Genomic DNA, 20,063 nt, shown 5'->3' with positions numbered 1-20,063 from the left:
GTCAGATTAGCCCCGTTCACCCACTTTTAGCGAGCATAACTGTTGTGATGGCGGGTATTAAGGGGGTTTGCAACCACCATGGTCAACTGAATTCTGACCAAATGGTCTAAAAAACGGGCGATTGCCGTAGGGGCAGGCGGCATTCCATTACGAGTGCATCAGTTTTCTGGCCCGTTTCGCGTGCATAGTACGCCCTGCGCAACCCGCACTGCCGATATCCGCATCGATTGTACAGGGAAATGGCCGCAATGTTGTCGGCCGCGACATCCAGAAAGGCACGCGTTGCCTGCAAATCGATCGCTTGATCATGCCATTCCTGCATGAGACGAAGTGCCAGGCCCTGCCTTTGAAACGAAGGGTGGGTTGCAATTGTCAGCAACTCGGCTTCGCCCGCAATCACCTGAAACAGTGCAAAGCACTGGGAATCTCCGACGGCATGAGTAAAGCGGTTTTCAAGAAGGGCGGCGAATTCATCTTCTGTCCAGCCGCGCGAGTGCGAAAACGCTGCGGCATGGGTCGATGCCATCTCGTGCGGTGTCATTCGTTCAGCAGAACAGGGGGGGTATCGCGGGACGGAGCCGCGTCGGCGGGCCTTACGTACAAAGGTGCAGGCGGCAAGCTGGTACGATCCCAGCGCCGCGCGGCCAGCCGGGCGATGGCTTGTGCCAGCAAGGCAGGGTCAGAGCAGGAATACAACGGCCCGCCAAGTTCAGCTTCGGCCCGAGGCAAGAGACACGGATCGGCACCGGGCATTTTCACATAAACCTGGTCGCGCGGGGCAGGGATCGCCGGTGTCTGCCCGCCTTCCGCCAGCTCACGCAAGGCATCGAAGCCGGAAACTCCGACCGCAGGGATTTCCAGCCCAAGTGCAAGACCCCGCGCGGCCGAAACCGAAATACGGATGCCGGTGAAGTTACCGGGCCCTATCCCGACGCCGATCGCGTCCAAACCGGCCCAATCACATCCGGTCTCCGCCAGAACGTCTTCCAACAGCGGAATCAATCGTTCGGCTTGTCCGCGTGACATTGCTTCGGCACGAGACGTCACGATTTCGCCATCGCGCAACAAAGCGGCCGCGCAATGCGCGGCCGATGTGTCAAATGCCAGAATCGTCGGGTTAGACGGCAACAGGGCGAACCTCGGTCACTTCCGGAATGTAATGGCGCAGAAGGTTTTCGATACCCATCTTCAGGGTCAATGTCGAAGACGGGCAACCCGCGCAGGCCCCCTGCATGTGCAGATAGACCACGCCGCGATCAAACCCGTGGAACGTGATATCACCCCCATCCTGAGCCACGGCAGGACGCACACGGCTGTCCAGCAAGTCCTTGATCTGGTTGACGATATCAGCGTCCTCACCAGAGTGCTCGGCATGGCCCGAGGCCCCGGCGGAATCTGCGCCCATAACAGGCTGGCCGGATTGATAATGCTCCATCACTGCGCCAAGAATGGCCGGTTTGATGTGGTCCCACTGAACGTCGTCCGATTTGGTGACGGTGACAAAATCGTTGCCAAAAAACACGCCAGTCACACCATTGACCGCAAATATGCGTTTGGCCAGAGGGGATTTTTCGCCCGCTTCCGCAGTTGGGAAATCCGCTGTTCCAGCTTCCAGCACCGTTTGGCCGGGCAGGAATTTCAACGTGGCCGGATTGGGGGTGGATTCGGTCTGGATGAACATGAGGGCGCTCCGTCTGATGTGCTTCTGATATGCGCGCAGGCGCACGGGAAGTCAAGATTTGGAACAATTCTAAATTGTGGAAGAGTATTCCAATGCGTCATCCAGACGGTCATCGCCCCAGAACAACTCTTCCCCGGCCAGAAAACTTGGTGCACCAAACAGACCAAGCGCCTTGGCGCGGGCAGATTGTTCGAACAGGGCCTGTTTTATGTCCGGGTCCCCTGCGCGGTTCAGCACGCCGCTGTGCACCCCTGCTTCGTCGAGGCAGGAGGCCAGTACGCTGTCCTCGGAGATATTCTGCCCGGCGCCGAATTCGGCGCTCAAGACGGCCCGAACAAATGCCGCCCGTTCCCGATGATCCTCGATGGCCAGAACCAAACGTGCTGCCCTGAGCGAATTCTGCGGAAATGGATCAGGCTTTGCAAAAGGAAGCCCGCGCGCCTTGCACAGACGTTCCATATCGCGCCACATGTACCGCCCTTTGGCCGGATACAGGTTGAAAGGTGAGGTGTGCCATCCTTGATCCGCGAAAATCGGACCCAACAGGAACGGGTGCCATTCAATGTCAACGCCTTTGTCTTGCGCGGCCGCTTCGATCCGCATCGCGCTGAGGTAGGAATAGGTCGAGGCGAATTCGAACCAGAACTGTATCGTCTTCGCCATCGCCGCTCCTCAGGTTATTTCTTCCAGTTTCTCTTTGCTCAGATTGCCCGGAACGATCGTGATCGGAATCGGCAGGCTACCCGAATTCTTCGTCAGTTGAGTCACCAACGGACCAGGACCTTTCTTGTCGGTCCCTGCCCCAAGTACAAGAACACCAATCTCGGGATCGGACTGAACATGTTCGATGATCTGTGCCACGGGATCGCCTTCGCGAATGGCCAGTTCCGGTTCCACGTTCTGCTTGTCCCGCATCCATTTGGCAAACACTTCGAAATGCGCGTGGATACGTTCGCGGGCTTCTTCACGCATGGTTTCGGCCACACCGATCCAGTGATTGAATTCGTCGGGCGGGATGACAGACAGGACCGTCACACCACCTCCGGTATGGGCAGCCCGCATCGCGGCGAACCGCATCGCGTTGAGGCATTCGCGGCTGTCATCCAGAACGACTAGGAACTTACGCATGGGTATCCTCTTTAGGTTTCCGGGATCATGCCCGACCGATCGCACGCTGGCAACTCGGGCAAGCCTGAGGCTTTGCGCTAGCGTTCGCTTGCAGCCCAATCCCAATAGAGCGCGCGGGCACGGCGAGCAACAGGACCCACCTGAAATTGCGTATCCTCCAGCGCAGTTACCGGTGTGACCTTGCTCATGTTGCCGGACATGAAGACCTCGTCGGCCTCGTGGAAATCCTCGTAGCTCAGAACCGTTTCGTGGACCTTTACTCCATCTGCGCGCAGGTTTTTGATATGCCGTGCTCGGGTAATTCCAGCCAGGAAGGTTCCGTTCGGGATCGGTGTAAAGACTTCGCCATCCTTCACCATGAAGATGTTGGCCGTCGCCGTTTCCGCCACATGCCCCATCGCATCGGCCACCAAAGCGTTGGAAAAGCCTTTCGAGCGCGCCTCTTGCAGCATGCGGGCGTTGTTGGGGTAAAGGCACCCCGCCTTGGCGTTTACGACCGCGCTTTCCAGAACCGGGCGGCGGAAGCGCGTGGTCGACAGAGTGGCCGACGCGGTTTCCGGGGCCATTGGGATTTCTTCCAGGCAGATGGCAAAACCGGTGCTGTTTTCCTGCGGAACTATGGCCGTGCTGTCACCGTCGATCCCCCAGTACATCGGACGAATGTAAACGGCTGTGTCCGGGCTGTAGGCCTGCAACCCTTCGCGTACCAACTCGACCATCTGTTCGGTCGTCATGGTCGGCGTCAGCATCAAGGCTTCGGCTGACCGGTTCACCCGTGCGCAATGGGCCTCCAGATCCGGGGCCACGCCGTCAAAATATCGCGCGCCGTCAAAGACCGAAGATCCCAGCCAGGCGCCATGATCCGCCGCGCGCATGATGGGTGCGTCCCCCTCATGCCATTGGCCTTGAAAATAGGTCCGGATGTTCGTGCCGGTTGCCATGACGCCCTCCTTTGATTCAGGCAAACCCTAGGAGGGCGTCAGGCGAAGGTCCAGTGCAATCAGCGTGATGCGGCGCCGACCATGCCAACGATTTCGTAGGTCTTTTGCAGGATCGGAGCAGCGATTTCACGTGCGCGCTCGGCGCCGCGGGCGAGAATCCGGTCAATCTCGGCCTGATCCCCCATCAGGCGTGACATTTCGGTCGAGATCGGAGCCAGTTTCGCCACTGCCAGATCGGCCAGCATCGGTTTGAACTCACCGAACTGCTTGCCGCCTACTTCGGACAGAACCTGTTCGATGGTTTGATCGTTCAGGGCCGCGTAGATATTGACCAGGTTACGCGCCTCGGGGCGGTCCTCGAGCCCTTCGGCCTCTGACGGGAGAGCATCAGGGTCGGTCTTGGCTTTGCGGATTTTCTTGGCAATCGCTTCGGCGTCATCCGTCAGGTTGATCCGGCTCATGTCAGAAGGATCGGATTTCGACATCTTCTTTGATCCGTCCCTCAGGCTCATGACCCGTGTGGCCGCACCTTCGATCACCGGCTCGGTGACGGGAAAGAAATCGACGCCGAAATCGTTGTTGAACTTGATGGCGATGTCGCGAGTCAGCTCAAGATGCTGTTTCTGGTCTTCCCCGACCGGTACGTGGGTCGCGTGGTAGATGAGGATGTCCGCAGCCATCAGAGCAGGATAGGCAAACAAGCCAAGCGAAGCGTTCTGCTGGTTCTTGCCGGCCTTGTCCTTCCACTGGGTCATGCGCTGCATCCAACCCATACGAGCAACACAGTTAAATATCCAAGCCAGTTGCGCGTGTTCCGGCACTTGGCTTTGATTGAACAAAATCGATTTTTCGGGGTTTAGCCCAGAAGCGATGTAACCGGCACAAAGCTCCCGCGTTGCATGCTGCAACTCGGTTGGATTTTGCCAGACCGTGATTGCATGAAGATCGACCATGCAATAGATGGTTTCAAATTCCTCGCTTTGCATTCTCACCCAGTTCCGAAGCGCACCGAGATAATTGCCGAGGTGCAGGTTACCCGAAGGCTGTGCGCCGGAAAACACGCGGGGCGTGAACTGGGTCTCGGTCATCAAAGGGAACTCCTGTCTGGAAAAATCAGCCCCCGTCGCTTACCCATGAGGCAAAGGGACGTCAACAGCCGCGAAAGGCCAGCCCGATGAGCAGTGAGCATTACACACCCGCCGTAAACCCGTTGCCGCCCGTTGTGGTGGCGCTGGTTCTGTTCATCATCGGCGTCGAACTGGCCTTCACGCTGGGATCGCGCGGTTTGATCGGAGGGCCGGCGGCCGTGGGTTGGCGTCTAGACGCGATACAGCACTATGCCTTCTCGGCGGATATTTTCGATTGGATGGTGCTGAACGGGCGTTGGCCGTTCGAACATCTGGTCCGGTTCGTGACCTATCCCTTTGTATCCGCCAACTTTACGCAGGCGATTTTTGTCTGTGTCTTCGTTCTGGCGATGGGAAAAATGGTTGGTGAGGTTTTCGGTGGTGTCCCCATGCTGCTGATCTTCGTCGTCTCGGGGATTGGCGGCGCGTTGAGTTATGCCGTTTTGCTGGACCCGCGCTATCCCCTGATCGGAGGGTTTCCACCTGTTTATGGCTTGATCGGAGCATTCACGTGGTTGTTGTGGCGCAAACTGTCGCTTGTGGGGGCAAATCAGGCAAGAGCGTTCCAACTGATCGCCGTTCTGATGGGCATTCAGTTCCTGTTTGGTCTGATCTTCGGCGGAAACGCGGAATGGGTCGCCGATCTGGGCGGGTTTGCCACTGGCTTTGGCATGTCATTTCTGGTGGCGCCGGGGGCCTGGGCCCGGATCGTCGGGCGCATCCGCCGCGATTGATCAGGCCCGGCGCAAGGCGCGTTTGAACTCTGACAATTTGAACGCTCCCAGGACATGACCAAGACAGAAATACGAGACGGCGGCGACCACGATCAGGACCAAAAGCGCAAGATAGCGCCAACCGGGAATGTCCAGCGTCCAACCTAAGAAGTGGATCAACGCAAACAAAACCGCGCCCATACCGACCGAGGCTAGAACGATCCGGCCCGCACGTGCCCTGAAACGATCATCGAAACGCGCTTCTTCGCCCATGCGACGTGCCCCGATCGCCAGAAGAACAACCATGGCCCAGCCGGCAGTTGACGCGGCAATCGCAGGGGCGATCCAACCCACCAGCGGGAAAAGGCCAAACGCCAATGCCGCGTTCACGACCATTGCGACCACCGCATAGCGGAACGGGGAACGTGTATCCTCGCGCGCAAAGAAAAGGGGTTGCAGCAGTTTTTGCAGCATGAATGCAGGCAGACCGATGCCATAGATCGCGACCGCCAGCGCTGTCGCAGCGGTATCCTCGGGGCTGAACTGTCCCCGTTCGAACAGCACCGAAACCAGCGGGTTCGGGATGATCAGGAATGCCACGGTCGAGGGCAGCGTCAACAGCAGCATGAATTCACCGGCGCGGGAAAACGCGTTGCGGGCCCCTTCCTTGTCGTCGGCGCGCAGGCGGCGGGACAGGTCAGGCAGCAGGACAATGCCAATGGCGATTCCGACGACGCCCAAAGGCAGTTGGTACAGGCGATCCGCGGCGAACAACCAACTCACGGCCTTTTCAGTTTTTGATGCCACCAGTTGTCCGACCACCAGATTGACCTGCGTAACCCCCATGGCCAAGGCGGCGGGAACCGCGATGCGGACCATCCGGCGCATCTCGGGCGTCAGGTGGGGCAGGCCGGGGCGGATACGGATACCTGCACGTTCGGTCGCCACCCAGACCAGCACCAGTTGTGCGACACCGGCGACCGGAATGACCGAGATCAGCCATCGTATCACCTCGCCGCCAGAGATGGCCCCGGCGATCAGCGCGGTGCAGGCAAAGATGTTCAGCAGAACTGGTGCTGCCGCCGCTGCCGCGAACCGGCCGGTCGCGTTCAGGACACCGGAAAACAGCGCTGCCAGAGACATGAACAGGATATATGGGAACACGACATACCCATAATCCACGGCCAGATCGAACCGCTCATCGCCATAGAACCCTTCGGCCGTCAGCCACACAAGGCCGGGCATGAACACCATGGCCAGCCCGACCAGTGCCAGAACCGCCACTGCCAGCAGGCTGAACGCGTCCTGCGCGAACCCCTGCGGGTTCTCGTCCGCTTCCAGCCGTTTTGAGAACATCGGCACAAAGGCCGCGTTAAAAGCGCCTTCCGCGAAGAAGCGGCGGAACATGTTCGGCAGGCGAAAGGCCGCAACAAAGGCGTCCATCACCGGTCCGGGACCGATGAAGGCGGTCAACAGAATTTCCCTTAGGAACCCCAGAATTCGACTGGCGAGCGTCCAGAAGCCGACCGTGAACAGGCCCGAAAACAACCGGATTTGCTTCATGAGGCCGCACGCTCGGCGCCTTCGGTGATCGCTTTGCGCAGTTTCGCCTCAAGCCCGCGCTGTTTGCTTTCCGAATGGTACTTCAGGCCGAACATGTCCTTGACATAAAACGTATCGACCACCTGTTCGCCATAGGTCGCGATCACGGCATTGGCGATGTAAACATTCGCTGCGGCAAGGGTCCGGGTCAAATCGAACAGCAGACCGGGACGGTCACGGGTGTCCACTTCGATGATCGTGTAGATCTCAGAGCCTTCGTTGTCGAAAGTGATATGCGTCGGCACGTTGAAGGCACGTTCACGTTTCTTGATTTTGTCGCGTGACTTCAGCGCTTCTTTGGCTACCACTTCTCCGCGCAGCGTCTTGTGGATCATCTGCGTCAGACGTGGCAGGCGCGAGGCTTCAAACGGGTGCCCTTCGGCGTCCTGAATCCAGAATGCATCGGTGACATAGCCGTCTTTGGTCGTATAGCTGCGCGCATCCACGACATTCGCGCCGACCAGGGCCAGCGCGCCGGCAATGCGGGCAAAGATACCGGGGTGGTCGCCCATGGCAAAACAGGCTCGGGTTGCGTCGCGATCCTCGTCCGGTTGCAGGCGGATCTCCATCGCGCCGGGGTCGCCGCTTTGTTCCAGCGCACGCAGCATGTTCGCAAACTCGACATGTGTGGCCAGATTGAGACCCTGCCAATACGGGTCGTAGTGGCGCCCCGTCTCGGATTTGAGGTCGGCCTTGGACCAAGCTGCCAGTTCGGTGCGCAGGGCTTTCTTTGCCTCGGCGCCGCGATTGGCGCGGTTGAGGTCCTCCATCCCGGTTTCCAGCGCGCGCTTGGTTTCAGCGTGAAGGGCACGCAGCAGCGTGGCTTTCCAGTTGTTCCAGGTATTCGGCCCCACGCCGCGAATGTCGCAGACGGTCAGAACGGTCAACAGGTCCAGCCGTTTGACTGTTTGGACTGCTTTGGCAAAATCACGCACTGTGCGGGGGTCCGAAATGTCGCGTTTCTGTGCCATGTCGGACATCAGCAGGTGATAGCGCACCAGCCATTCCACCGTCTCCGAATCCGCTTTGTTCAGACCCAATCGTGGCGCGACCTTGCGTGCGATCTGTGCCCCAAGGATCGAGTGATCTTCGGGTCGTCCTTTGGCGATATCATGCAGCAACAGGGCGACATACAGCACCTTGCGATTGACCCCACCTTTCAGAATCGAAGAGGCAAGAGGCAGCGATTCAATCAGCTCTCCGCGTTCGATCTGGGCCAGGTTCACGATGCACTGGATGGTATGCTCGTCCACCGTATAGCTGTGGTACATGTTGAACTGCATCATTGCCACGATGGGCTCGAACTCGGGCAGGAAGGCGGACAGTACACCCAGTTCGTTCATCCGCCGCAAGGCTCGCTCTGGGTTGCCGTGTTTCAGCATCAGGTCAAGAAAGATGCGCCGCGCTTCTTTGTCATTGCGCATTTCGTCGTCGATCAGATGCAGATTTGCCGCCACCAGACGCATAGCGTCAGGATGGATCAGCATTCCCGTTCGCAAGCCTTCTTCGAACAGGCGCAGAAGGTTTACCTTGTCGGACAGAAATTTGTCAGGGTCCGCTACGTCCAGACGACCGTGAACAACCCGGTATCCCGCTTTGACCCGCCGGCGCCTGCGGAAAATACGCTCCAGCAAAGGTGCGCCTTTCACGTGCAGCGCCTCAAGCTTCGTCAGAAAAATCCGCGTCAACTCGCCCACACGCGTGGCTTCGCGGAAATAGCGTTGCATGAACACTTCGACCGCCCGGCGACCGGCGTGATCCTCATAGCCCATGCGCGCGGCAACCTCGACCTGCATGTCAAAAGTCAGTTGCTCGGTGGCGCGACCCGTCACCAGATGCAAATGCGAACGAACAGCCCAAAGAAATTCTTCGGCCTGAACGAAAGTCTTGAACTCTTCCGGGGTGAACAGACCCAAAGGCACAAGCTCGGCCACGTCCTGAACGCCATAGATGTACTTTGCGATCCAGTAGAGGGATTGGAGGTCGCGCAACCCCCCTTTGCCCTCTTTCACATTGGGTTCGACCTTGTAGCGCTCTCCCTGTTTCAGGTGCCGCTCATCTCGTTCGTTCAGTTTGGCTTCGATGAATTCCCGCTCGGTTCCTTTGAACAGCTCGGTTTTCAGGCGCCGCTCAAGCTCGTCGGCCAGCGCCTTGTCGCCCGCCAGATAGCGTTGTTCAAGCATTGCGGTGCGGATCGTGAAATCCTCGGTGCCCAGCCGAAGGCAGTCTTTGATCGTGCGCGAAGAATGCCCGACCTTGAGCCTGAGATCCCAAAGGATATAAAGCATCGATTCGATGACGCTCTCGGCCCAGGCGGTGATTTTGTAGGGGGTCAGAAACAGCAGATCGACATCCGAAGACGGCGCCATTTCACCGCGCCCGTATCCGCCAACGGCCAGTACGGCGATCTTTTCACCTTGTGTTGGCGTCGCAAGCGGATGCAAGCGCGTGCTGGAGACCAGCATTGCCGTTCCGACCAGCTGGTCCGTCAGGTAGGTATAGGACCGGGTCAGCGCGCGCGCGTCGAACGGACGTTCGCTGAAGGCATCGGCAATGGCTTTTCGACCCGCTTTCTGAGCGTCACGCAGGATGCGCACTGTTTCAGAGCGCATTTTGCTGTTGTCAGAGCTGGTCTCGAACACCTCAGCCAGCGCATCATTGACGCTGACGCTGTCAAAGATGTTTTCGGCAGGGCAAATTAGCGCGCCATCCGGCGCCATGGTCTCGCCCGATCGCTCAGAAACCGGCACCAGAGAAGCTTTGCGGGGCAGGGTCAATCACAACCACCTGTTTATTCTGAATCGTCGCTACGGCAAGGCCGCGTTCATTGGTGCCGTTCGGGCGGAGGCGGAAGATACCGCCAACACCTTGGAAACCGGCATTTTGGGTCAGGGCAGCACCGGTCAGAGCATTGGATTTGCCCTGGCTGACCAAAGCACCAATCGCCGCTATTCCGTCATAGGCCAGACCGCTGATCGGATGAGGGGCTTCTCCATATGTCGCGTTATAGCGTTGACGATAGGCTTGGGCCTTTGACGGGTCGGGCAGGGCGAACCATCCCCCTTGCACGCCCGGCAGCTCCAGCGTTTGCGGGGGGATATCCCAACGGGTTAGACCGATGAATTGTGTCGTCGCCGGAGAAACGCCGGCCTCAGGCAGCAATTGCGAGAAAAGTGGCAAGGCACCCGCTGTCGTTGCCGTCATGAAAATCGAGTCCGCCCCTGTCGAATCGACGGTGGCCTTGATGGTGGGAACCGAGTTGATGACACCCTGTTGCGACCGGTCGTATCCGACCGTTCCCGCATTGTTGACCCGGCTGTTTGCCAGAGCATTGGCGATGGCAGCTTGCCCCACTTGCCCCGCGGCATCATTGCTGTGCACGATAACCGTGTTCGTTTTGCCTTGCCTGCCCGCATAATTCACCAGCCGGTTGGCGGTGTTTTCAAAGGTCGGTCCAAGTACAAATACATTGCCACCCGCAATGCTGGTGTTGTTCGAGAACGAAAGAACATTCACGTTATTGTTCAGTACGGCCAGTCCGGCAGCGTTTGCCGCCTGGGCGTAAACAGGGCCGACAATGATCTTGGCGCCTTCGGCAACGGCCTGCTGGGCCACCGCTGTCGCCGTGGTCGGGTTTCCTGCCGTATCGTAAACACGCAGGTCGATTTTGACGTTAGGCAGATCGGACATTGCCATACGGGCCGCATTCTCAAGGCTCTGCGCCAGCGCGGCGTCGCCCGAGCGGGGAACCAGCAAAGCAACCGGAACAGGATTCGACGTGTCAATCGAAGGGCCACCCCCAACGCCGCCCGGCTCACAAGCGGCCAGAAACGCTGCGGTCGTCAGGGCAATGGCGGCTTTCGCCAGCTTGCTTACGGGCTTGCAAACGGTAAACATCTAAATGAAAACTCCCTGATCCGGCGGCTGTGAATGCTTCTGTTCTGTTGAGCCGCGATAATAAACGTCATGCTGTGAGGGTCCAGCTTTGAATTTCCAAAAGATCAGATTGGCTGCGGGCCTGTATTTTGTTGCCACTCCGATCGGAACCGCGCGCGATATTACGCTCAGGGCGCTGGATGTTCTGGCCTCGGCTGATGTGATAGCGGCGGAGGACACCCGGAGCCTGCGGCGGTTGATGGAAATCCATGGCATTCCCCTGGAGGGTCGGCATATCCAAGCCTACCATGATCACAGCGGCGCCGGGGCGCGTGGCAAGCTTATGGATGCCCTGGCGCAGGGGCAATCGGTCGCCTATGCATCCGAGGCGGGTATGCCGCTGATCGCTGATCCGGGATATGATCTGGGCAAGCAGGCGGCCGAAGCCGGGCATATGGTGACCTGTGCGCCCGGGGCATCCGCTGCCATAACAGCGCTGACCCTGGCGGGCCTGCCAACGGATTCATTCTTTTTCGCAGGTTTCTTGCCCAATGCATCGGGCGCACGCCGGACCCGGATTGAGGCTTTGAAAAACATACCAGGCACCTTGGTGTTCTATGAATCCCCAAAACGCGTCTCGGCCAGCCTTGCAGATCTTGCGGAATGCCTGGGGGCAGACCGTCAGGCGGCTTTGTGCCGTGAACTGACGAAAAAGTTCGAAGAAATTCGCCGTGGAAGACTGGCCGATCTGGCGGCAGAAATTCAGGAAAAACCGGTCAAGGGTGAGATCGTTCTGCTGGTTGACCGTAGCCATTCGCAAAGTGTTAACGAATCCGACGTAGAAGAGGCTTTGAAGCGAGCTTTGGAAACTCATTCGGTCAGGGACGCAGCGGATCTTGTGTCAGAAATGTATGATCTGCCGCGCCGTCCAATTTACCAGAAAGCTCTGAAACTGGGAAAGGGATGACATGGGGCGGCGTGCAATTCAGGGCTCGGTTTCCTACCAGGCGGGGCAGTCGGCCGAGCTTCGGGTCGCCTCGGACTACGAGCGCCGGGGGTTTGCAATTGCGCATCATCGGTGGCGGGGTGCCGGTGGTGAAATCGATCTGATTGCGCGGGACGGCGATGGGCTAGTGTTCATCGAGGTCAAGAAAAGCTCCAGTTTCGAAAATGCTGCAGCCCGGATCAGCCAAAGACAAATTGACCGAATCTGTGCCTCGGCCGCGCAATACCTGGAAAACGAACCGGGTGGGCAATTGACCAATGTCCGATTTGACGCGGCACTGGTAGATGGTACTGGCGCGGTTCAAATCATCGAAAACGCCTTCGGTCACGCCTAAGCCCCATTGAACCCTCAGGCCTGCTGGGCCATGTATCTTGCGTGAAACTGAGGGACACGCCATGAAAATCGCCTTTCAAATGGACCCGATCGGGGCCGTGGACATCAACGCCGACAGCTCATTCCGTCTGGCGGAAGAGGCGCAGGCGCGCGGTCATTCGTTGTTTTTCTATGGGCCGGATCAGCTGGCCTATCAGGAAGGTCGTATCACGGCGCGCGGCCATGACATGACCGTGCAGCGGGTCGCCGGCGATCCGGCGGTTCTGAGCCCCGAACGTGAAGTTGACCTGGCCGATTTCGACGTGGTCTGGCTGCGTCAGGATCCACCCTTTGACATGCATTACATCACGTCCACCCATCTGCTGGACCGACTGAAAGGGCAAACGCTGGTGGTCAACGACCCGTTCTGGGTTCGGAACTATCCTGAAAAACTGCTGGTTTTGGATTTCCCTGACCTGACGCCGCCGACAACGATTGCCCGTGACATAAAAACGATCAAGGCGTTCAAGGAAAAGCACGGCGATATCATCCTAAAGCCGCTTTATGGCAACGGCGGTGCGGGCGTGTTCCGACTGGATGCCAATGACCGCAACCTGACCTCTCTGCACGAGCTGTTCACGGGGTTCTCGCGCGAGCCTCTGATCGTGCAAAAATTCCTGCCGGATGTTAGCAATGGCGACAAGCGGGTGATTCTGGTGGACGGTGAACCGGTTGGCGCAATCAACCGGGTGCCGGCCGCGGGCGAAACGCGGTCAAACATGCATGTGGGCGGGCGCCCGGAAAAGATCGGGTTGTCAGAGCGTGATCTGGAGATCTGTGCCGCCATCGGACCGTTGCTGAAGGAAAAAGGGCAGATTTTTGTCGGGATCGACATCATTGGCGACTATCTCACCGAGATCAACGTGACCTCGCCGACCGGTATTCAAGAGCTGGAACGGTTCGACGGCGTGAACATTGCCGAAAAGATCTGGCAGGCGATTGAAGCCAAGATCTAAGCCATCACGCGGGCGCTGATGCGAAAGCTCAGCGCCTCTGCGACATGTGGCCTGCGGATGTCGGCTGAGCCGTCCAGGTCGGCGATCGTCCGCGCCACCCTCAGAATGCGATGAAAGGCACGGGCCGATAGGCCGAACCGATCTGCGGCCTTCAGCAAAACCGCTTTTCCTTCTGCATCGGGTGTTGCGATCTGTTCCAGAACTTTGCCTTCGGCGTCGGAATTCTGACGCATCTCTGGCATTCCCCGAAACCGCTCTGTCTGTACGGCGCGGGCGTTTTCAACCCGCGCGGCAACTGTCGCCGAGCTGTCGCCGGATTGGGGCAGATCAAGATCGGTGAAGCCCACAGGCGGAACTTCGATCCGCAGGTCGAACCTGTCCATCAGGGGCCCCGAGATACGGTTCAGATAATCCTCGCCGCAGCCGGGTGCACGAGAGCAGGCGCGCGATGGATCCGTCAGGTAGCCGCATTTGCACGGGTTCGCAGCGGCCACCAGCATGAAACGGCAAGGGTATTTCACATGGGCGTTGGCCCGCGCCACCATGACTTCTCCGGATTCTATTGGCTGGCGCAGGGTTTCCAGAACCGTACGCGGAAACTCGGGAAACTCATCCATGAACAGCACGCCGTTATGCGCCAATGAGATTTCACCGGGCTTGGCACCTTTGCCCCCGCCGACAATGGCTGCCATCGAGGCCGTATGATGCGGTTCCCGAAAAGGACGCGTGCGGTTGATTCCGCCTTCATCCAGCAACCCGCACAGGGATTGGATCATCGAAGTTTCCAACGCTTCGACTGCGGTCAGCGGAGGCAAGATGCCCGGAAGCCGTGCAGCCAGCATGGATTTGCCCGACCCCGGCGTGCCGATCATGATCAGATGGTGACGCCCGGCTGCTGCGATTTCCAAAGCGCGCTTGGCGCGTTCCTGCCCCTTTACGTCGCGCAGATCTCGCACGCTGGGCGTCAGATTCACCTCGCCGGGTTGTGCCGCGGGCAAAGGGGACTGTCCCGAGAAATGGCGGACAACATCGCCCAGGGAACCCGCGCCGATAACCTGAGTGGCGTCGACCCATGCCGCTTCGGCGCTGGAGGCTTTGGGACACAGCAACATGCGATCTTCGGACGCGGCCGTCATGGCGGCGGGCAGGGCGCCGACGACAGGTACCAGAGATCCATCAAGCGACAACTCTCCCAGTGCGACCGTTCCTTCGGCGGCATCGGCTGGGATGACCTCGAGTGCCGACAACAGCGCGACTGCGATGGGCAGGTCGAAATGGCTGCCTTCCTTGGGCATATCGGCAGGAGACAGGTTGATCGTAATTCGTTTCGAGGGCAGAGCGATGGCCATCGCACTCAGCGCGCTGCGGACACGGTCGCGGGCTTCGGACACGGCCTTGTCGGGAAGGCCAACGATGGAAAAGGCCGGCAAGCCGGGCGATACGGCACATTGCACCTCGACCGGGCGGGCTTCGACGCCGTGAAAGGCAACAGTGTGGGCGCGGGCGACCATGGCAGTCCTGTTCTTGGTTAACAGGGTGTTGCTGCCATGATTGTGGTTTAAGAGTCGTTAACGGTTGCGCGCAATGCAGCGAATTTTGGCCACGCGTCGGGATCGGCAACGGTTTTGTCGCGGCAGAATGGATTGCAGAAGCCCCAGCATTTGCCATCTAACTCCAGAAATTCCGCAACGGGTTTGCCGGAATACGGGCAAACTTGGTTGATTGACGGGCCGGAGGCCGGCTTGGCGGTTGAAACCCCTCTGATCGGCCAGGGCTTGGACGGCAAATCCTGACGATAGGGAAAAGGGTCGTATCTGACAGTCAGGCCCATTGCGCGCCATTGTCTGACGGCGGGGTCTGACAAAAGGTCCAGGCAATAGGTCCGGTTCACCTTGGATACTGGCAGCCCATATCCGATGATCCGCGCTGCGACAGGTGTGTAAAACACGTCCGCCAGCGAATACGTGCCAAACAACGGGCCTTGTTCCACACCTGACACTGTGCGCGCATGATCCCAGAGTGTTTCGATGCGTGCCAGATCTGCCAGTGTTTCATCTGATGGGTCGAAACCCTGCCAGACGTGCAGCAATTGCATCGGGCATTCACCCCGCAAGGAAACAAACCCTGCCACCATCTCGGCGCACAGCCAGCGGGCGGTTGCCCGGGCGGCGGGATCTGATGGCCACAACCCGGCATCAGGGTGGCGCTCGGCCAGGGTTTCAGCGATGGCCAGGCTTTCGCCCACCACAGTTCCTTCCGGTAAGCGCAGGGCAGGAACAAGTCGCGCTGGGGCCAAGGGCTCCATATCCTGTGCCATGGTGCCCGAATACAGGCCAATCATGTGGCTTCTGTAGGGCAGGTTGAATTTCTCAAGCATCAACCAGCCACGCATTGACCAGCTGGAGAAGAGGCGGTCGCCGATATACAAATCATATGTCATGCGCAGACGATGCCGCAGGTTCGCAGTTCGGTAAAACAGTGATTTGTGCGGGGTCTGTTCACGGAAGGTGATTGATTGTACCGACGGACCACCTGTCTGCGTCGATCAGGATATCCGTCACCGACAAGTTGTCGATTCGGTGTGAAAAAGTCTGTTGTCCGTCCAGATCAAGGGCGCGCTGCACCTGAGTTAGGATAACGCCGAAATGCGCAACGATGACCAGATCGCCGCCTGAATGTGCTGAAACAAGCGTGTCGATCGCCGCGTCGACCCGATTGCGGACGTCGTTCCAGCTTTCACCCTGCGGCGGGCGGACATCGCCGGGGTTGTCCCAATATGCAAAGGCCAGTTCCGGGTCTTCGGCTTCGATTTCGGCAAATCCGCGCAACTCCCAGTGACCAAAATGGATTTCCCGCAAGCCCGGATGATGAGGAAGACGTTGACGTTGGCCTTGTATGGCCGTGGCGGTTTCAACTGCCCGTGACAGATCGGACGAGATCACAAGCGCCTCGGGCGGCAAATGGTCGTTCAGACGTTTCAGTGCGGCTGTATCACTCAGGTCGGCGGGCAGGTCGGACCAGCCGACCATGGTTTTCGCGTGCGTCGGCCCGTGTCGAACAAGGTGAAGGCGCGTCACGGCAATTGCCCTTTCAGAACCAAGGGCAATCCGGCGGTGATCTGCACCACCAGATCGGCCTGCGCTGCAAGTGCTATATTCAACCGCCCCTGGGCTTCGCGAAACCGCCGGGCCAGGTCGTTGTCCGGGACAATACCGTGGCCAACTTCGTTCGAGACCATCACGATTTGCGCGGGGCATGCACGAAGGGCGTCAAGCAGGGCGGTTTGTGCCGCTTCCAGATCGGTATCCGTCAACAGGTGGTTGCTCAGCCACATGGTGGCGCAGTCAATCAGGCAAATCTGATCGGGCGACAACGTGGCCAGAACCGGCCCCGGATCGAAGGGTTCTTCAACCGTAGTCCACCCGTCGCCGCGTTGTTCAAGATGGCGCTCAATCTTCTGGCGCATCTCGTCATCAAACACTTGTGATGTCGCAAGGTAAACTCGGCTTTTCCCCTGAGAAACAACCAGTTCTTCGGCGAAAACCGACTTGCCTGACGCGGCCCCGCCCAGAACCAAGGTTAAATCCGGCGACACAGTACTTACCTATAGTTGATCCGTTTGGTGCTGTTTTGCGTAATGGTCATAGGTCGGCAAAGCAAGTCTGACCAGTACCTGCAAACAGGGGAGAGGTTTATGGCACTGGATAATGCGACGGACTTTTCGATGTCCCGGCAAGCAATGAAGGCCGAGCTGCTGGATGCGGAAACCGAACTGAAACTGGCTTATGCCTGGCGTGACGAGCGTGATGAACAGGCGTTGCACCGTCTGATCACCGCCTATATGCGTTTGGCGATTTCGATGGCGGCCAAGTTCAAGCGCTATGGCGCGCCGATGAATGATCTCATTCAGGAAGCAGGCCTTGGCCTGATGAAGGCCGCAGACAAGTTCGATCCAGATCGCGGCGTGCGGTTTTCGACCTATGCCGTATGGTGGATCAAGGCAAGCATTCAGGACTATGTGATGCGGAACTGGTCCATGGTTCGGACCGGGTCAACCTCATCTCAGAAGTCGCTGTTCTTCAACATGCGGCGAGTTCAGGCCCGGCTGGAACGTGAAGCCGCCACTGAAGGTCAGGAACTGGACCGTCATCAGTTGCATCAGATGATCGCCACGGAAATCGGTGTGCCGCTGCGCGACGTCGAGATGATGGAAGGTCGTCTGTCCGGCTCTGATTTTTCGCTGAATGCGGTGCAATCCGCTGATGAGGATGGGCGCGAGTGGATCGATGCTCTGGAAGATGACCGCGAGCAGGCAGCCGAAGCAGTTGAACACAGCCATGATACCGAACAATTGCGCAAGTGGCTGTTGACGGCGATGAATGCCTTGAATGATCGCGAGCGTTTCATTGTGCGCGAGCGCAAGCTGCGAGACCCCGCGCGAACCCTGGAAAGCCTGGGAACCGAGCTGGGCCTGTCCAAGGAACGTGTACGACAGCTTGAGGCCGCAGCCTTCGCGAAAATGCGCAAGAACCTTGAAGCCCAGTCGCGCGAGGTGCAACACTTCATCGCATGAAACAGTTTGCGATTCTTGTGTGCCTTCTGGGTCTTACGGTTGCGGCAGCGCGACCGGGGCTGGCAGATAGACTTGTTCCCGCTGATGCCATGTCCGCGATGCGGGTCGCCGATGTCGTGATATTGGGGGAAGTTCACGACAACCCGACGCATCATCTGGTGCAGGCCGAGGCGCTTGAAGCTGTTTCACCCTCGGCCGTCGTCTGGGAAATGGTCACGGAAGAGGGCGCGCAGAGGCTCGCTCAGAAAGCTGTGTCCAACCCAGAAGAACTGAGCCGTATTCTGGAATGGGCTGAAAGTGGCTGGCCGCCGCTCAGCATGTATTATCCGGTGTTCGAAGCGTCGGGCGCGCCGGTTTACGGGGCCATGGTTCCGCGTGCTGCTGCGCGTGCCGCGATGGAACGCGGTGCCGCCACGGCGTTGGGTGCAGACGCGGCGCGTTATGGTCTGACGGTGCCTCTATCGCCTGAAGAACAGGCCGCGCGCGAAGCCGACCAGTTGGCGGCGCATTGCGATGCGCTTCCGGCTGAAATGTTGCCCCAGATGGTAGCGATCCAACGATTGCGCGATGCTGTGCTGGCCCGTGCCGTGGTCCGTGCGATGGACGAAACCGGGGGTCCGGTTGCCGTGATCACCGGAAATGGTCATGCGCGAAAAGATCGGGGCATACCGACCTATCTTGCGCGCCTCAGACCTGGTTGGAAAGTCGTGGCCGTCGGACAATCCGAGGATGGAGTGATCGACGGAGAATTCGATATCGTGATTGATAGCCCTACGGCCGAGCGCGAAGACCCCTGTGCGGCATTTCAGGTTCAGAATTAATCGCTGGAACTACCTGCGGGCCTTGCCTAATGTCGGGGCCGACCGGGACGGGAAGGGCTGAACATGCTGTCATCCAAACGCATTCTGCTGATTATCGGTGGCGGAATCGCGGCCTACAAATCGCTGGACCTGATCCGCAGATTGCGCGAGCGTGGCGCGGACGTAACCCCTGTATTGACGCGCGCTGCGGAAGAGTTTGTGACACCGCTGTCCGTTTCGGCTCTGGCAGGTGAAAAAGGCTATCGCGATCTGTTTGACCTCACTGATGAGGCCGAGATGGGGCATATTCAACTGTCGCGCTCTGCGGATCTGATCGTTGTGGCCCCCGCAACGGCGGATCTGATGGGCAAGATGGCCGCAGGGCTGGCCAACGATCTGGCCTCGACCCTTCTTATGGCCACGGACACACCCGTTCTGTGTGCGCCCGCGATGAATGTGCGCATGTGGACCCACCCGGCAACACAGCGAAACCTGAAGCAGCTGCAAGCGGATGGCGTGCGCTTTGTGGGCCCGAACGAAGGCGACATGGCCTGTGGCGAATACGGTCCGGGGCGCATGTCAGAGCCGCTGGAAATTGTCACGGCGGTTGAGGCTCGGTTGTCTGCGGGGCCCTTGGCGGGCAGGCGGGTGCTGGTGACGTCCGGCCCGACGCATGAGCCGATAGATCCGGTCCGGTACATAGCCAACCGTTCGTCCGGGGCCCAAGGTGCCGCCGTGGCCCGGGCGCTGGCGGAATTGGGGGCCGAGGTGACCTTTGTGACCGGCCCGGCAGACGTGCCGCCCCCGGTGGGTGTGCGGGTCGTACCTGTCGAAACCGCGCAACAGATGTCTGATGCAGTTGATGCAGTTCTGCCCGTCGATGCCGGAATATTCGCGGCTGCGGTCGCGGACTGGCGTGTCGCCAGCGCGTCGGACAAGAAGCTGAAGAAAAGTCGCGATGGCCTGCCGGTACTGGAATTCGCCGAAAACCCGGACATTCTGAAACGTGTTTCCGGGATGGGCGCGAACCGTCCGCCGTTGGTTGTCGGCTTTGCGGCCGAGACGGACAATGTGATTGAACACGCCACGGCCAAGCGTCTGCGCAAAGGCTGCGACTGGATCGTCGCAAACGATGTCAGCCCTGCAACAGGCATTATGGGCGGGTCGGAAAATGCGGTCACCCTGATTTCGGACAACGGGGCCGAGGAATGGCCCCGTATGGGTAAAGACGAAGTTGCCCGGCGTCTGGCGGCGAAAATCGCGGACGCGTTGGCAGGCTGAAGGAAAG

21 protein-coding genes are annotated in these 20,063 nt (G+C 59.0%); 7 read left to right on the top strand and 14 right to left on the bottom strand.

Annotation, left to right across the window (positions count from 1 at the left end; all coding sequences use genetic code 11):
• Window positions 1-106: 106 nt before the first annotated feature.
• The 7 genes from GOW56_RS11965 to trpS form a co-directional block, all read right to left on the bottom strand.
• On the bottom strand, window positions 107-541 hold the full coding sequence (locus tag GOW56_RS11965) for an N-acetyltransferase (RefSeq protein ID WP_171206029.1): 435 nt from the start codon (window positions 539-541) through the stop codon (window positions 107-109).
• Complete coding sequence (gene tsaB, locus GOW56_RS11960; RefSeq protein ID WP_152456862.1) at window positions 538-1,128, bottom strand: tRNA (adenosine(37)-N6)-threonylcarbamoyltransferase complex dimerization subunit type 1 TsaB; 591 nt, start codon at window positions 1,126-1,128, stop codon at window positions 538-540. The genes GOW56_RS11965 and tsaB overlap by 4 nt, the downstream gene beginning before the upstream one ends.
• On the bottom strand, window positions 1,118-1,681 hold the full coding sequence (locus GOW56_RS11955) for a NifU family protein (protein WP_152456863.1): 564 nt from the start codon (window positions 1,679-1,681) through the stop codon (window positions 1,118-1,120). Before GOW56_RS11955 ends, tsaB begins: the two co-directional genes overlap by 11 nt.
• Before the next feature lie 69 nt (window positions 1,682-1,750).
• Window positions 1,751-2,344 carry a 2-hydroxychromene-2-carboxylate isomerase gene (locus tag GOW56_RS11950; protein WP_171206028.1) on the bottom strand — a complete coding sequence of 198 codons (594 nt, stop codon included), beginning with the start codon at window positions 2,342-2,344 and terminating at the stop codon, window positions 1,751-1,753.
• A 9-nt stretch (window positions 2,345-2,353) separates the two neighbouring features.
• Entirely contained in the window at window positions 2,354-2,809 is a 456-nt protein-coding gene (locus tag GOW56_RS11945) for a universal stress protein (protein WP_152456865.1), read from the bottom strand.
• 77 nt (window positions 2,810-2,886) lie between these two features.
• Window positions 2,887-3,750 carry a branched-chain amino acid aminotransferase gene (locus GOW56_RS11940; protein WP_171206027.1) on the bottom strand — a complete coding sequence of 288 codons (864 nt, stop codon included), beginning with the start codon at window positions 3,748-3,750 and terminating at the stop codon, window positions 2,887-2,889.
• A gap of 59 nt (window positions 3,751-3,809) precedes the next feature.
• The gene (trpS, locus tag GOW56_RS11935; RefSeq protein WP_171206026.1) at window positions 3,810-4,838 is read right to left on the bottom strand and encodes a tryptophan--tRNA ligase; all 1,029 of its coding nucleotides are present in this window, start codon (window positions 4,836-4,838) and stop codon (window positions 3,810-3,812) included.
• 86 nt (window positions 4,839-4,924) lie between these two features.
• On the opposite strand from trpS, the gene GOW56_RS11930 reads away from it, so the two are divergent.
• Entirely contained in the window at window positions 4,925-5,611 is a 687-nt protein-coding gene (locus tag GOW56_RS11930) for a rhomboid family intramembrane serine protease (RefSeq protein WP_171171106.1), read from the top strand.
• On the opposite strand, the gene murJ is transcribed toward GOW56_RS11930, so the two are convergent.
• Genes murJ through GOW56_RS11915 form a run of 3 tightly spaced genes read right to left on the bottom strand, consistent with a single transcriptional unit; the run spans window position 5,612 to window position 11,089 of the window.
• Window positions 5,612-7,153 (bottom strand): murein biosynthesis integral membrane protein MurJ, encoded by a 1,542-nt coding sequence (murJ, locus tag GOW56_RS11925; RefSeq protein WP_171206025.1) that lies wholly within the window; start codon window positions 7,151-7,153, stop codon window positions 5,612-5,614.
• Window positions 7,150-9,969, bottom strand: a complete 2,820-nt coding sequence (locus tag GOW56_RS11920) for a [protein-PII] uridylyltransferase (protein ID WP_371807905.1) — start codon at window positions 9,967-9,969, stop codon at window positions 7,150-7,152. The genes murJ and GOW56_RS11920 overlap by 4 nt, the downstream gene beginning before the upstream one ends.
• Window positions 9,929-11,089 (bottom strand): penicillin-binding protein activator, encoded by a 1,161-nt coding sequence (locus tag GOW56_RS11915; protein ID WP_152456871.1) that lies wholly within the window; start codon window positions 11,087-11,089, stop codon window positions 9,929-9,931. Before GOW56_RS11915 ends, GOW56_RS11920 begins: the two co-directional genes overlap by 41 nt.
• Window positions 11,090-11,177: 88 nt before the next feature.
• On the opposite strand from GOW56_RS11915, the gene rsmI reads away from it, so the two are divergent.
• The 3 genes from rsmI to gshB all read left to right on the top strand — a co-directional run bounded on the left by rsmI (window position 11,178) and on the right by gshB (window position 13,402).
• Window positions 11,178-12,035, top strand: a complete 858-nt coding sequence (gene rsmI, locus GOW56_RS11910) for a 16S rRNA (cytidine(1402)-2'-O)-methyltransferase (protein WP_171206024.1) — start codon at window positions 11,178-11,180, stop codon at window positions 12,033-12,035.
• Between the two features lies 1 nt (window position 12,036).
• Window positions 12,037-12,408, top strand: a complete 372-nt coding sequence (locus GOW56_RS11905; protein WP_171119670.1) for a YraN family protein — start codon at window positions 12,037-12,039, stop codon at window positions 12,406-12,408.
• A gap of 61 nt (window positions 12,409-12,469) precedes the next feature.
• Window positions 12,470-13,402, top strand: coding sequence for a glutathione synthase (gene gshB, locus GOW56_RS11900; protein WP_171206023.1), 933 nt, complete (start codon window positions 12,470-12,472; stop codon window positions 13,400-13,402).
• Here the strand turns inward: gshB and GOW56_RS11895 are convergent.
• Genes GOW56_RS11895 through cobU form a run of 4 tightly spaced genes read right to left on the bottom strand, consistent with a single transcriptional unit; the run spans window position 13,399 to window position 16,997 of the window.
• The gene (locus GOW56_RS11895; RefSeq protein WP_171206022.1) at window positions 13,399-14,913 is read right to left on the bottom strand and encodes a YifB family Mg chelatase-like AAA ATPase; all 1,515 of its coding nucleotides are present in this window, start codon (window positions 14,911-14,913) and stop codon (window positions 13,399-13,401) included. The two genes, gshB and GOW56_RS11895, sit on opposite strands and share 4 nt — an antisense overlap.
• A gap of 47 nt (window positions 14,914-14,960) precedes the next feature.
• Window positions 14,961-15,842 (bottom strand): glutathione S-transferase, encoded by an 882-nt coding sequence (locus GOW56_RS11890; protein WP_171206021.1) that lies wholly within the window; start codon window positions 15,840-15,842, stop codon window positions 14,961-14,963.
• A gap of 58 nt (window positions 15,843-15,900) precedes the next feature.
• Complete coding sequence (locus tag GOW56_RS11885) at window positions 15,901-16,479, bottom strand: histidine phosphatase family protein (protein WP_171171094.1); 579 nt, start codon at window positions 16,477-16,479, stop codon at window positions 15,901-15,903.
• On the bottom strand, window positions 16,476-16,997 hold the full coding sequence (gene cobU / locus GOW56_RS11880) for a bifunctional adenosylcobinamide kinase/adenosylcobinamide-phosphate guanylyltransferase (protein ID WP_171206020.1): 522 nt from the start codon (window positions 16,995-16,997) through the stop codon (window positions 16,476-16,478). The genes GOW56_RS11885 and cobU overlap by 4 nt, the downstream gene beginning before the upstream one ends.
• Window positions 16,998-17,096: 99 nt before the next feature.
• Between cobU and GOW56_RS11875 the strand changes: the two genes are divergently transcribed.
• From GOW56_RS11875 to coaBC, 3 genes are all read left to right on the top strand, one after another.
• Window positions 17,097-17,975: an RNA polymerase factor sigma-32 gene (locus GOW56_RS11875; RefSeq protein WP_152456879.1), complete on the top strand. Its 879-nt coding sequence runs from the start codon at window positions 17,097-17,099 to the stop codon at window positions 17,973-17,975.
• Complete coding sequence (locus tag GOW56_RS11870) at window positions 17,972-18,796, top strand: ChaN family lipoprotein (RefSeq protein ID WP_171206019.1); 825 nt, start codon at window positions 17,972-17,974, stop codon at window positions 18,794-18,796. Before GOW56_RS11875 ends, GOW56_RS11870 begins: the two co-directional genes overlap by 4 nt.
• Window positions 18,797-18,859: 63 nt before the next feature.
• Entirely contained in the window at window positions 18,860-20,056 is a 1,197-nt protein-coding gene (gene coaBC, locus GOW56_RS11865; protein ID WP_171206018.1) for a bifunctional phosphopantothenoylcysteine decarboxylase/phosphopantothenate--cysteine ligase CoaBC, read from the top strand.
• The last annotated feature ends 7 nt before the right edge of the window (window positions 20,057-20,063 follow it).

It is taken from the genome of Ruegeria sp. HKCCA0235A, from assembly GCF_013033235.1.
GTDB lineage: Bacteria > Pseudomonadota > Alphaproteobacteria > Rhodobacterales > Rhodobacteraceae > Ruegeria.
Note: the sequence above shows the minus strand (reverse complement) of the source record. Positions and strands in the feature narration are given on the sequence as shown.